The following is a 13,735-nucleotide window of genomic DNA, read 5'->3' on the forward strand; positions in this document are numbered from 1 at the left end:
CTTGGCAGTCTCAGCGGTAATGGATAAAAATGATGCTATTTTATCGGATTCATTAAACCACGCATCAATTATTGATGGTTGCCGTTTATCTAAGGCGAAAATTATTCCTTACGGTCACAATGACATGGAAGACCTTCGCCAAAAAGCAAAAGAGGCAACAGAATCTGGTCAGTACAACAAAGTAATGGTTATTACAGATGGTGTATTCTCAATGGACGGTGACATTGCCAAGTTACCTGAAATTGTTGAGATTGCTGAAGAATTCGACTTAATTACTTACGTAGATGATGCCCACGGTTCAGGTGTTTTAGGTAAAGGTGCTGGTACAGTTAAGCATTTCGGACTTCAAGACAAAATTGACTTCCAAATGGGTACATTATCTAAAGCAATCGGCGTTGTCGGTGGTTATGTAGCAGGTAAACAAGAATTAGTCGATTGGTTAAAAGTGCGCTCAAGACCTTTCTTATTCTCAACTTCATTATCACCTGCAGATGTAACAGCAGCTACAAAAGCCATTGACCTACTAATTGAGTCAACTGAGCTGTACGATAAGATGTGGGAAAATGGTAACTACTTAAAAGAAGGTTTAAAAGGTTTAGGATTTAACATTGGTGAGAGTGAAACGCCAATTACACCTTGTATTATTGGTGATGAGAAAACTACACAACAGTTAAGTAAGCGCCTTAATGAAGAAGGTGTCTATGCTAAAGCGATCGTTTTCCCAACTGTTCCACGTGGTACGGGTCGTGTTAGAAATATGCCAACAGCAGCACATACAAAAGAGATGTTAGATGACGCTATTAAGATTTATGAGAAAGTCGGTAAAGAAATGGACGTTATCTAAAAGCTTACGAGGGGATAGGAGGAACTATTACGATGAAGAAGATTTTAGTAACCGGCTCACTTGGCCAAATCGGTTCAGAGCTAACAATGGCTTTGCGTAATCAGTATGGTACAGACAATGTTATTGCAACAGACATTCGTGAAGCTGATAGCCCAGTTGTAACGGAAGGCCCTTTTGAAACTTTGGATGTCATGCAAGGTAAAGAAATGCATGATATTGCCAACAAATACCAAGTTGATACAGTTATTCATTTAGCTGCGTTACTGTCAGCTAAAGCTGAAAGTAACCCACAATTAGCTTGGAATTTAAATATGAATGGCCTTATGAATGCACTAGAAGTCGCACGCGAACTAGATGCCAAGTTCTTTACACCAAGTTCAATCGGCGCGTTTGGACCAACAACACCTAAAGATTTAACACCACAGCTTACGATCCAACGCCCAACAACGATGTACGGTGTTAATAAAGTAGCTGGTGAACTTTTATCAGATTATTACTTCCAACGTTTCGGCGTTGATACACGTGGTGTACGCTTCCCAGGCTTAATCTCGTATGTGACTGAACCAGGCGGTGGAACAACAGACTATGCGGTCGAAGTCTATTACGAAGCGTTAAAAAATAAACAATATACATCTTACATTGGACAAGGTACACATATGGATATGATGTATATGCCAGATGCAGTTAAAGCGATCATCGATTTAATGGAAGCTGACCCTTCTAAGCTTGTAAATCGTAATGCATATAACGTTACAGCAATAAGTGCTGCACCTGAGCATTTCGAGCAAGCGATCCAAAAGCATATTCCTGAGTTTACACTTGATTACGAAGTAGACCCAGTAAGACAACAAATTGCCGACAGCTGGCCAAACTCAATAGATGCATCCAAAGCAAAAGAAGAATGGGGCTTCTCAATCGATTACGATATCGACCGAATGAGTGAGGATATGTTAGAAAAATTAAAAGCTAAATTAAATGTTTCTTTGTAAATAGAGGTTGGGACAAAAGATTTGCAGTGTAATGAAACACGAGGAGTTAGCCAATCAGCTTAATTAAGCATAGAGCAGTCGCTTAGCGGAATCAAAATGCGTAGACTCCTGTGGGAGCAAAGGCCTGGGTGAGACCCCGGGATGCACCTGCGTCTTCTAGCTAAGCTTCGAAGCAGGCTTCCTCGGTGCAAAGCGCAAGGAAGTTACTCGAAGTAGTAGCTTGGCTCACAGCCGCCCCTGCATAGAAAACACTGCGACAAGTGACCGTAGGAAGCTTGAGCAGATGTTGCCCTTGTGCCCTGCGGGTAAAAGCGAAGCATTTTGATGTAGCGGTGATACAAGATAAACCCGAACGAATTCAGATTATGATTTCGGTCGGGTTTTGTGTATTAACACTTAGTTCTGTCTTAACCTAAATTAGTTAAACGTCTCATCTAAACTACTAGCATAAAACTCAATAAGCTGCTGTTGCTTAACTAAATCATCATCATTCGTTGTTTCTAGCAACTTTTGTGCCATAATCTCCATCGCCAAATCATAATCACCTAAATTGTACAACGTAAACGCAAAATAAACATACATTGGATTATAGCTCGGATATTCACTCATACCAACCTCTAACGTTTCTTTCGCTTTATCATACAACCCTACAGCACGATAACTAATCCCAAGGCGAAGTAAAACTTCCTTACGTTCCTCTTCATTTAACTCAAAATCTAATGCTTGTTGATAAAACGTTATAGCCTGGGGAAACATTTCCATTTGCTCATGGACATAAGCAGCCGCTATCAAAATGTGATGATCGTCTGAATGACTTTGCGTTAATTCTGCAAATATAGGCTGTGCTTCAGAAAATTTTCTTTCCTCTTTTAACCGAAAAGCTTCTTGTCGTTGTGTCATTATGAAAATCTCCTTTTTACAATCTCCTTCTATAGTTTAAGCAAAACCCGCTATTTATTTCAAATAATCGACTTTCCCAATACCAACTATAATAATTTTTAAAAAGTAGCAAATAACATGATTAGAAGGTAAATAACTTTACCTATATTAGGTCAGCGTAAAATGGCTTTAAAATTCGCTAAATTTTAGCACTTTCTAGGTAAACAAAATTTTTGACGAAATATGTCTTTTTAAACTACAATTTAATTTTAATTGTGCGAAAACCTTATAAGCGGAGAGGAGCTGGAGGTAAACATAAACCGGGCAATTATATAACAGCATTTTACAGGAGGAAAAGGATGAAGAAAAAGTATTATACCGAGGAGTATTTAGGAACAGGCACACAATGGGGCCCGTTTGCGATTAGTGGAGGGTTCTTGCTCTTATTCTTATTATTAGCCTTCTTCACACCAGATTTCGCATCTGAGGCTGTCAGTGCATCGTTCGACTTTTCAGCTAGGTACTTCGGTTTATTTTGGCAATTATTAATGCTTGCAACATTGATTGTCAGTTTGATTTTAATGTTTTCACGTTATGGACGTGTTCGTTTAGGTAATAAAGAAGAGCCACAATACGGTAACTTCCGTTGGGTGGCAATGATTTTAACGACGTTATTAGCAGCAGGTGGTGTGTTTTGGGCAGCAAGTGAACCAATCCAACACTATTTGGATACACCTCCTCTGTTTAATTCAGATGGAATGAGTGAATGGGAACGTGTTGTGCCAGGATTGTCACAAGCATTCTTCCACTGGGGATTCTCAGCTTGGGCTGTATTAGGTACAGTCGCAACGATTGTGATTATGTATGCTCACTACCATAAAGGTATGCCGTTAAAGCCAAGAACGATGCTTTATCCATTATTAGGTGATAAAGTGTTCAAACGCTTTAACGTTTGGGGTGTACTAGCAGACGTAACATCCATTATTGCGGTAGCTGCAGGTACAATTGGTGCAATCGGATTTTTAGGATTACAAGCAGCCTACGCATTTGAAGACATATTTGGAATTCCTAGTACATTGTTTACACAAATATCATTTATCGTTATTTTAGTTACGATTGCAACGATCTCTGCGATTACAGGTGTTGATCGTGGTATTCAGATATTAAGTCGATTTAATGTTAGCTTTGCTGTTGTTTTAATGATCATTATTTTAATCGTTGGTCCGACGATGTTCATTTTAGATGCATTCGTTGCCGCAGAAGCTTTCCAATTACAAAATTATTTAATGATGAGCTTAACGCGTGGCGATGAAGTCTGGTTAGCATGGTGGACCGTCTTCTTCTGGGGTTGGTTTATTGGTTTCGGACCGATGATGGCGATCTTCATTAGTCGTATTTCAAGAGGACGTACTATTCGTGAGCTTGTCGTAGCTGTAGCTATTATGGCTCCGATTGTAAGTAACTTCTGGTTTGCGACAATTGGTGGTACAGGAGTTTGGTTAGAAATTCAAAACCCAGAGAGTATATCTGTTCCGCTGGCCGATGTCGGACAAGAAGCTGCGGTTGCATCCATTTTAGAGCAGTTGCCATTAGGAACGTTATTAGCATTTGGTTTCTTAATTGTAACGATTATTTTCGTTGCTACAACAACAGACTCGATGTCATACGCATCAGCAGTTGCCGTAACAGGTAATGATGAACCGAGCACTTATGTCCGTGTATTCTGGGCACTTCTTTTTGGTGCTATTGCCATTGCGCTAATCGCAATTGGTGAAGGTAGCGGTGATAGTATCGGTTTGTTACAAAACTTTATCGTTGTAACAGCCGTACCAGTGTCACTCTTATTGCTCCCACCAGTATGGGATTCAGTTAAAGTAGCCAAAAAACTTGCCGAGGAGCAAGGAATTAAAAAGAAAGATGATTAATATAAAGCTTACTGGCGTTTGCCAGTAAGCCTTTTTCTTTGAGTATTTCTTTATGTATTCAAGCACTTGAGGTGGTATACTAAGTTCGTAATAAACAAAGATTAATGTTAAGTAAGTAGTCTTAACTTAATAAAGACTTAAAAGGTAAGGTGACACGATGGAATCAAAACCGTGTATTCATTCATTAACAGTAAAAAACTCACACGTATTACCACCAGATACGAATAGTCATGGGACGTTATTCGGTGGTAAATTAATGGCTTATATGGACGATGTAGCAGCGATCGCCTCAACACGTCATGCACGAACACCAGTTGTAACAGCCTCAACGGATTCGGTGGACTTTTTAGCACCAGTACAAGAAGGAAGTACAATTTGCTTGGAAGCGTTCGTTACGTGGACGCACAATACATCGATGGAAGTGTTCGTTAAAGCAATAACAGAAAACCTACTGACTGGTGAACGTCATGTCTGCACGACAGCTTTCTTAACGATGGTTGCAATTGACGAAAACGGCAAACCAACTCAAGTACCTTCAGTGTATCCTGAATCAGAGGAAGAAAAGTGGTTACACGAAGGAGCGCAAGAGCGTGCGGACTATCGTAAGAAGCGCCGTGAAGAATCGAAAACATTGGCTGAAAAATTCGGCGCAGACTTCCCTTGGGACCCAACGTCTAACCGAAAGGCATAACTCAATATGAAGGGCATACAATCATAGTGAACGATATTGACACTTTTTCAAAATTATTTTACAATTTTGATTAGTGATGAGAATTGTGGTGTTAATATGACTAGCCAACAAAGTATCGGAATTGGAAAGTGTGCCCTTCAGTTAGTATTAGCTAGTAGTGATGAGATCGAAGGGTTAAAGTCCGAGATGAACGAAACAACATTTCAATATTGTTTAGGCAAAACTGGATCAATGGATTTGCAAAAAGTTGTATCAGCCATTGAGACAGCAGCTAAGCGTAACCACATGATCCAAGAAGGAATATACCGTGAGATGCATGCGCTTTATCATGCCATTTTAGAAGCGGTGCAAGGTGTGACGAGAGGTCAAGTGCAACTTGGAGATGTGATGCGTACAGTTGGCTTGCGATTTGCTGTCGTTCGAGGGAAACCTTACGAAGACGAACAAGAAGGTGAATGGATTGCTGTTGCGCTTTATGGAACCATTGGTGCACCAATTCGTGGACTCGAGCATGAGACAGCAGGTTTAGGAATTAATCACATATAACGAAATGCCCATGAGTAATGAGATATTAGGGGGCTTATTCTTGAATGTAATCAAGGATAAGTCCCTTTTTTATGTTTAATGGAGGTGGTCGTTTGGAGATTAATGGACATTCGTTAACGTTAAATGAACTGAAGCGTGTTGTTTACTGTTTAGAAACCGTTACCATATCAGAAGCTTCACTTCATCATGTAGTTGAAAGTCGCAAAATGATTGAAACAGCAGTTGAGCAACACGACGTTATTTACGGCATTAATACAGGCTTTGGTAAGTTTAGTGATGTCGAGATCGATGAACAAGATTTAGATGAACTACAAATGAATTTAATTTACTCACATGCTTGTGGTGTTGGCGATCCTTTTTCAAAAGAAGTCAGTCGGGCGATGGTGTTACTTCGAGCTAATGCTTTATTAAAAGGTTACTCCGGTGTAAGGCCGATTGTCATTGAAAAGTTAGTTGAGTTGTTGAACAAAGACATGACCCCGGTCATTCCGTCACAAGGTTCTCTTGGAGCAAGCGGAGACTTAGCACCACTTGCTCATTTGGCTCTCGTTTTACTCGGTGATGGTGAAGTCTATCATCGAAGTGAGATTAAGCCAGCTCAAGAGGTTTTAGGAGAGAAAGGGTTTAGCCCGATTCAATTAAAAGCAAAAGAAGGTTTAGCCCTCATTAACGGAACACAGGCGATGACAGCTGTAGGAGCTTTAACGTATTTACAAGCAGAAGAAACATTAAAACAATCCGAACAAATTACTGCGATGACGATGGAAGGGTTAGAAAGTATTATTTGTGCTTTTGATGCAAAAATTCATGAAGTGCGAGGACACAAAGAACAAATTGAAGTAGCTGAACGAATGAGAGAGCTTTTGCATGATAGCCAACTCGTCACAAAACAAGGCGAAAAACGTGTGCAAGATGCCTATTCCATACGGTGCATACCACAAGTGTTAGGCGCATCATGGCAAACGTTAAAATACGTTAAAGAAAAGTTAGAAGTCGAGATCAATGCCGCAACAGACAACCCGTTAATTTTTACAGATGAGGGAGAAGTACTTTCTGGCGGTAATTTTCACGGACAACCGATCGCCATTGCAATGGACTTACTCAAAATTGGCATGGCTGAAGTAGCGAATATGTCAGAACGGCGAATCGAACGGCTCGTTAACCCACAATTAAATGATCTGCCGCCATTTTTAAGCCCAAAACCCGGCTTGCAATCTGGTGCGATGATTATGCAATATACAGCAGCATCACTCGTATCAGAAAACAAAACGTTAGCACACCCAGCAACGGTCGACTCCATCCCATCATCCGCTAACCAAGAAGACCACGTTAGTATGGGCACAATTGGAGCAAGACACGCTAGCCAAATCGTTCAAAACGCTCACCGAGTCATTGCAATCGAGCTCATATGCGCCATGCAAGCAGTAGAAATTAGAGGCACTGAAAAAATGGCGCAATCAACAAGAGAACTATTCACACAAGCACGACATGTTGTACCGAGTATTAAGCATGACCGAGCCTTTTCAAAAGATATCGAAGCGTTAGTGGAGTGGCTACAAGAGGTGGATGTAAAGCCTGTATCACAAAGCTAATGAAACAAACATGAAGGTCCTATGGATAAGCATATAGTCATAGTAAGGAGGGATCTTCATGAATCAAAAATTAAGTATTATGACATTTGTAAGGTTAGTGTTATTTAGCGGTATTGGTTTATTTATGTTTTTTATTCCAGTTACGATCGGCGATCAATCAACAATTCCACTAGACCATATTGTGACTTGGATTCGGACAACGTTTCCAGATTTAGTCCCATACTATGCATTACTTATTATTTTAGCGGGTGCTATCTATCCATTTTACAAAAAAGACTGGAACAAAAATGGCGTAACGACTGTATTTTCATTATTGAAAGTTTTAGGACTAGTAGTTGCTGTCATGTTAATAACAGAAATAGGTCCGGCAGTTCTATTTGATCCGAGCATTGGACCATTTCTTTTTGAAAGTTTAGTAATTCCAGTAGGTGTTTTAGTTCCGATTGGTGCGATTTTCTTAGCCTTTATTGTAGGTTACGGATTGCTTGAGTTTATCGGTGTTTTATTAAGACCAATAATGAGGCCGATATTCAAAACACCTGGTCGTTCGGCTATTGATGCATTCGCATCATTTGCAGGGAGTTATTCCATTGCGTTATTAATTACGAACAGAGTTTATAAAGAAGGTAAGTATACAGCAAAAGAAGCTATGATTATTGCGACAGGATTTTCAACTGTATCGGCTACTTTTATGATTGTTGTTGCTAGTACTTTAGGGTTTATGGATATATGGAATACATTTTTCTGGACAGCATTATTAATTACATTCATTGTCACAGCAATCTCTGTACGCATATGGCCTTTACGTAATGAAGATGAAACCTATTACAATAATCAACAACCTTTAGTTGAAGAGAAAAAGCAAGGAAACATATTTAAAGAAGCATGGCAAGAAGGTGTGAAAGTAGCACAACAAGCACCATCGCTTGGGAAAAATATATGGATTAACTTAAAAGACGGCATAGTGATGGTTATGAGTATTTTACCATCGATTTTATCAGTAGGTTTAATCGGGTTGCTTTTAGCTGAGTTAACACCAACATTTGATATTTTAGGTTATATATTTTATCCATTTACAGCACTACTACAAATCCCAGAACCTTTGCTAGCAGCTAAGGCTGCAGCCATTGGTATTGCAGAGATGTTTTTACCAGCTCTACTAGTAGCTGAAGCGTCTTTTGTCACTAAATTTGTAATCGGTGTAACGTCAATATCATCCATTTTATTTTTCTCTGCTTCAATACCTTGTATTTTATCGACTGAAATTCCGGTTAAGATCTCAAGGCTAGTTGTAATTTATATCGAAAGAGTCATTTTAACAATGATTATCGCTACACCTATTGCATTTTTGCTAGCTTAAATTGATAAAGGAGGAACTCATAATGGTAGAAGGAATTAAAAAGATCCGTGCACCACGAGGGAGTGAACTGAATACGAAAGGGTGGGTTCAAGAAGCGGCGTTACGAATGCTCATGAACAATTTAGACCCCGAAGTGGCTGAAAATCCTGACGAACTCGTCGTCTATGGAGGGATTGGTAAAGCCGCACGTAATTGGGAGAGTTATGAAGCGATTATTAAAACGTTAAAAGATTTAGAAGAGGACGAGACGTTACTCGTACAATCGGGTAAGCCAGTGGCGGTCTTTAAATCGCATAAAGACGCTCCACGTGTTTTGCTGGCTAACTCTAATTTAGTTCCGGCTTGGGCGAATTGGGAGCACTTCCGCGAGTTAGAGAAAAAAGGTCTTATGATGTATGGCCAAATGACTGCCGGAAGTTGGATCTATATTGGTACACAAGGCATTTTACAAGGGACGTATGAAACATTCGCTGAAGCGGCCCGCCAACATTTTAACGGTTCGCTTAAAGGAACGCTCACTGTAACAGCTGGACTAGGTGGTATGGGTGGTGCCCAACCTTTAGCTGTCACGATGAATGACGGTGTCGTGATTGCTATTGAAGTAGACGAAGAGAGAGTTAAACGCAGAATCGAGCACCGTTATTTACACAAAATGACGGACTCACTTGATGAAGCATTAGAAATGGCGCGCGAAGCTCAGGCAAAAGGTGAGCCATTATCGATCGGACTTTTAGGAAATGCAGCTGACGTGTTACCTGAATTAGTGAAGCGCGGCGTAACGCCAGATTTAGTGACTGACCAAACATCTGCACACGACCCGTTAAACGGTTACTTACCTACTGGCTACTCATTAGAAGAAGGAGCGGACTTACGTGAGTCGAACCCAGATGAATATTTAGTGTTATCGCGTCAATCGATCAAAAAGCACGTCCAAGCGATGCTCGATTTACAAAAGGCTGGTGCTGTCACATTCGATTACGGTAACAACATTCGTCAGGAAGCTTACGATGAAGGGTTAACAGAAGCGTTTGATTTCCCTGGCTTTGTACCAGCGTTTATTCGTCCGCAATTTTGTGAGGGAAAAGGTCCTTTCCGTTGGGCGGCGTTATCTGGAGACCCAGAAGATATTTATAAAATTGATGAAGTGCTATTACGCGAGTTTTCGTATAATGAGCATTTATGTAAATGGATTCGTATGGCGCGTGAACAAGTCGCTTTTCAAGGCTTGCCATCACGCATTTGCTGGCTAGGATATGGTGAGCGCGCTCGTTTTGGGAAAATCATTAACGACATGGTCGCTTCAGGTGAGCTTTCCGCACCGATTGTCATCGGGCGTGATCATCTAGATGCTGGTTCAGTCGCTTCACCAAATCGTGAGACAGAGTCGATGAAAGATGGAAGTGACGCTGTTGCCGACTGGCCGATCTTAAATGCATTAATCAATAGTGTTAACGGTGCAAGTTGGGTATCGGTCCACCACGGTGGCGGCGTTGGCATGGGTTATTCGTTACATGCTGGTATGGTCATCGTCGCTGACGGTACGGAAGATGCGGATGAGCGTCTCGACCGTGTCTTAACGTCTGACCCTGGCATGGGAGTCGCGCGCCACGTCGATGCGGGCTATGAACTAGCTGAAGAAACCGCTCGGGAAAAAGGCGTCGACATTCCGTTGCTAGATTAATATAGTTCGCTTAAATTTTAGAGAATTAAGCGAAATCGAGAGTAATTGGGCGAAATCCCTGAAATTTAAGCGAAATTAAAAATAATTAGGCGAAATTCTATTTTTTCAGGCGAACGCCTAATTAATTAAGCGTTCGCCTAATCCCAACGTGAGAAAACAATGAGGAGGCAACTATTATGGCAACACTTTTATACAATATCGGACAACTATTAACGATGGATCAATACGACGGCCAAGTGCGTGGTCAAGATATGGGCAATCTACAGTCTATGAAAATTACGCCGTGCTAATTGAAGACGGGGAAATCAGTAAAATCGGCTTCTTCACAGTTAGAAAACGAGCCTGCAGATGAAAAGGTCGATTGTGAAGGGCGCCTTGTCACACCTGGTATCGTCGAGCCACATACGCATCTTGTATTTGGTGGTTCACGTGAGCACGAAATGGCACTAAAGCAACAAGGTGTTCCGTATCTAGACATTTTAAAACAAGGTGGCGGCATTCTATCAACTGTTAGAGCAACACGCGAAACGTCAGAACAAGATCTTTATAAAAAGGCGATGTTCCACCTTGATCGTATGGCAAGCTACGGCATTACGACCGTGGAGGCGAAAAGCGGTTACGGAATGGACCGTGAAACAGAGTTGAAGCAGCTCCGCGTTGCCAACCAAGTCGGAAAGGACCATCCACTTGAAGTTGTCTCGACCTTTTTAGGAGCTCATGCGATTACAGAAGATTATAAAGATCATCCTGATGCACTACTCGATGAAATGGCTGCAATGTTGCCACAAATTAAAGAAGATGGCCTAGCTGAATTTGTTGATATTTTTACAGAAAAAGGTGTGTTCACAGTCGAACAGTCGCGTCGTTATTTAAACAAAGCGAAGGAGTATGGCTTTGATGTAAAATTACACGCCGATGAAATTGAGCCTTTAGGTGGCACACAGCTTGCAGTAGAGTTAGGAGCACGGTCAGGTGATCACTTAGCAGTCGCAACAGACGAAGGAATTGAACAACTAGCGAGCTCAGGTACAATCGGCGTCTTACTACCAGGGACGATTTTCTACTTAGGTAAAGGCGACTTTGCGCGTGCAAGGGACATGATTGAAGCGGGGGCTACCGTTGCGATTTCAACAGACTTCAACCCGGGAAGTTCTGTTACTGAAAACATTCAGCTCATTATGTCTCTTGCTGCATTAAAGATGCGCATGACACCAGAAGAGATCTGGTATGCGGTGACGACGAATGCTGCTCACGCAATTAACCGCGGTGATGTTGCTGGTAAAATTAAAGAAGGGCGCCAAGCAGACATCGTCATTTGGGATGCGCCAAATTATAAATACATTCCATATCATTATGGCGTCAATCACGTGAACACCGTGTTCAAAGCTGGAAAAAAGCTCTACACACGAGGTGGTCTTCATGTCTAATTATTTAAAACCTGCAGGCAAAGCGATTTTTAAAGATTCATATACAATGAAAATGAATGAGTTGCTTGTCGAACCAGGTGGGACCCCAAAACGCTATGGCATTATAGGCGCGCCACTTTCAAAACCATCTATTAGCCACTCAGGTGCAGCCTTTGCACCAGGAGCTATCCGCCAAGCGATGGGAAGTTATTCGACATTTTCAAAAGAGATTAGTCACGACTTTCAAGGTGAAAATGTGATCGACTTCGGTGACGTTGACATGCATCCAACTGACATTATAGATTCACAAGATAGAATCTATCAGGCAACGAAGTCTGTTCTAGATCAAGAAGAAGCGGAACAATTAATCGTATTAGGTGGCGATCATTCCGTTAGCTTCCCATCGATTAAAGCTCACCATGAAAAATACGGTACAATCGGTGTCATCCAATTTGATGCCCACCATGACCTTCGCAATTTAGACGATGGTGGCCCGACAAATGGCACGCCATTCCGTCGTTCGATTGAAAATGGCGTGTTAAAAGGTGAACACATCGTCCAAATTGGTATTCGTGATTTTACGAATGCGAAAGGCTACGATGACTATGCTGAACAACAAGGCGTAACCGTTTATACAATGGAAGATGTGATGGCGAACAAAATAGATGAAATCATCCAACAAGCGCTTCAAAAACTAGAAAACAAGGTCGACCTTATTTATCTATCAGTCGATATGGATGTGTTAGACCAAGCCTTTGCACCAGGCTGTCCAGCGATTGGCCCAGGCGGAATGGACAGTTATTCGTTAATGAAAGCTGTCGAAACAGCTACACAACATGACAAAGTACAGGCGATGGATATCGTTGAAATCGACCCAACGATTGATTTTCGTAATATGACGAGTCGAGTGGCTGCTCACGTCATCTTTTCATATTGGAAAGGAAAAGTACTAGGAAAATAGAAGGATTTTTGCTAGATGTATAGAATTTAAATAATAACCGTATAATAGAGAAAAAGATCATTAGTCTAAAATTCGAGGTGTCAAAGGTGAACAAATTAAGGTGGCTACTGCTAACAACATTTTTGATTGGGTCAGGAACAGCAGGCTATTTCGCTGTTGAGGCAAATAGTGAAAGTGGAGAGTTTCTCGACATCTCTCATACAGGCGCTCATGCGAGTCTGTTTGAGGAGTACCATGATGTTTATATTGGTAAGCAGTTAAGGTGGACTGGTGATCAAATGCCAACCGTTCAAGACATTAACATTATAAAAGATGACGGCACGGTACTCAGTAGTGGTGACGAATCGATTCATATTGAACTATTTTTTGACCCACATAATGAAACAGACTTGTTTTACGGCTTTAGCCCAGACATGCGCGAAATAGTAGGTGACTATGAACGTCCTAATGACTTTAAATTAACAGAACGCACGACTACGATCGTTTTTAAAGTGACATTGCATGAGGCGAATTATCAGTTTGACTTAGACTACTTACAAATTGAATATGAAGTAAATGATCAGGAAGAAGCTCAAGAGATTCCACTAAGAAGTTTCGTCTTCCACCATTAATCCTATAAGCAAAGAGGTTGGGACAAAAGGGTTGGGGTGTAATGAAAGTACGAACAATTGGCCTTTCAGCTTAGTTGAACAGTCACTTAGCGGAATCAAAATGCGTAGACTCCAGGTCGCTAAAAACGGTCACGTCCTGCGCCTGCGGTTACTCGGCGCAAATTAAAGTGCTGAAGCTTTTAAAATCTGCATTTGTGACCATCGCCGACATTAGACCGTCCAGGTCGTCATGGGAGCAAAGGCCAAGGTG

At 41.2% G+C, this 13,735-nt stretch carries 11 protein-coding genes and 1 pseudogene; 11 read left to right on the forward strand and 1 reads right to left on the reverse strand.

What is annotated here, in order from left to right:
• Nucleotides 1-844, forward strand: an 844-nt coding sequence (locus A194_RS0109130) for an aminotransferase class I/II-fold pyridoxal phosphate-dependent enzyme (protein ID WP_017186546.1), incomplete at its 5' end; no start/stop codon positions are given.
• A 32-nt stretch (nucleotides 845-876) separates the two neighbouring features.
• Complete coding sequence (locus A194_RS0109135) at nucleotides 877-1,833, forward strand: L-threonine 3-dehydrogenase (protein WP_017186547.1); 957 nt, start codon at nucleotides 877-879, stop codon at nucleotides 1,831-1,833.
• A 417-nt stretch (nucleotides 1,834-2,250) separates the two neighbouring features.
• On the opposite strand, the gene A194_RS0109140 is transcribed toward A194_RS0109135, so the two are convergent.
• Nucleotides 2,251-2,733, reverse strand: a complete 483-nt coding sequence (locus tag A194_RS0109140) for a tetratricopeptide repeat protein (RefSeq protein ID WP_017186548.1) — start codon at nucleotides 2,731-2,733, stop codon at nucleotides 2,251-2,253.
• Between the two features lie 338 nt (nucleotides 2,734-3,071).
• Between A194_RS0109140 and A194_RS0109145 the strand changes: the two genes are divergently transcribed.
• From A194_RS0109145 to A194_RS0109185, 9 genes and pseudogenes are all read left to right on the forward strand, one after another.
• Nucleotides 3,072-4,637, forward strand: a complete 1,566-nt coding sequence (locus A194_RS0109145) for a BCCT family transporter (RefSeq protein ID WP_017186549.1) — start codon at nucleotides 3,072-3,074, stop codon at nucleotides 4,635-4,637.
• A 157-nt stretch (nucleotides 4,638-4,794) separates the two neighbouring features.
• Nucleotides 4,795-5,328, forward strand: coding sequence for an acyl-CoA thioesterase (locus A194_RS0109150; protein ID WP_017186550.1), 534 nt, complete (start codon nucleotides 4,795-4,797; stop codon nucleotides 5,326-5,328).
• A 96-nt stretch (nucleotides 5,329-5,424) separates the two neighbouring features.
• Nucleotides 5,425-5,874 (forward strand): hut operon transcriptional regulator HutP, encoded by a 450-nt coding sequence (hutP, locus tag A194_RS0109155; RefSeq protein WP_029425126.1) that lies wholly within the window; start codon nucleotides 5,425-5,427, stop codon nucleotides 5,872-5,874.
• A gap of 71 nt (nucleotides 5,875-5,945) precedes the next feature.
• Nucleotides 5,946-7,466, forward strand: coding sequence for a histidine ammonia-lyase (gene hutH / locus A194_RS0109160; protein ID WP_040402605.1), 1,521 nt, complete (start codon nucleotides 5,946-5,948; stop codon nucleotides 7,464-7,466).
• Nucleotides 7,467-7,524: 58 nt separating this feature from the next.
• Nucleotides 7,525-8,826 (forward strand): YjiH family protein, encoded by a 1,302-nt coding sequence (locus A194_RS0109165; protein WP_017186553.1) that lies wholly within the window; start codon nucleotides 7,525-7,527, stop codon nucleotides 8,824-8,826.
• 22 nt (nucleotides 8,827-8,848) lie between these two features.
• A complete protein-coding gene (gene hutU, locus A194_RS0109170; protein ID WP_017186554.1) occupies nucleotides 8,849-10,507 on the forward strand; it encodes a urocanate hydratase in 1,659 nt (552 codons plus the stop codon).
• A gap of 173 nt (nucleotides 10,508-10,680) precedes the next feature.
• Nucleotides 10,681-11,934 (forward strand): annotated as a pseudogene (gene hutI / locus A194_RS18000) (imidazolonepropionase).
• A complete protein-coding gene (gene hutG, locus A194_RS0109180) occupies nucleotides 11,927-12,874 on the forward strand; it encodes a formimidoylglutamase (protein WP_017186557.1) in 948 nt (315 codons plus the stop codon). The pseudogene hutI and the gene hutG overlap by 8 nt, the downstream one beginning before the upstream one ends.
• An 86-nt stretch (nucleotides 12,875-12,960) precedes the next feature.
• Nucleotides 12,961-13,485, forward strand: a complete 525-nt coding sequence (locus tag A194_RS0109185; protein WP_157783047.1) for a hypothetical protein — start codon at nucleotides 12,961-12,963, stop codon at nucleotides 13,483-13,485.
• The last annotated feature ends 250 nt before the right edge of the window (nucleotides 13,486-13,735 follow it).

Source organism: Alkalibacillus haloalkaliphilus C5, from assembly GCF_000269905.1.
Lineage (GTDB): Bacteria > Bacillota > Bacilli > Bacillales > Alkalibacillaceae > Alkalibacillus > Alkalibacillus haloalkaliphilus_A.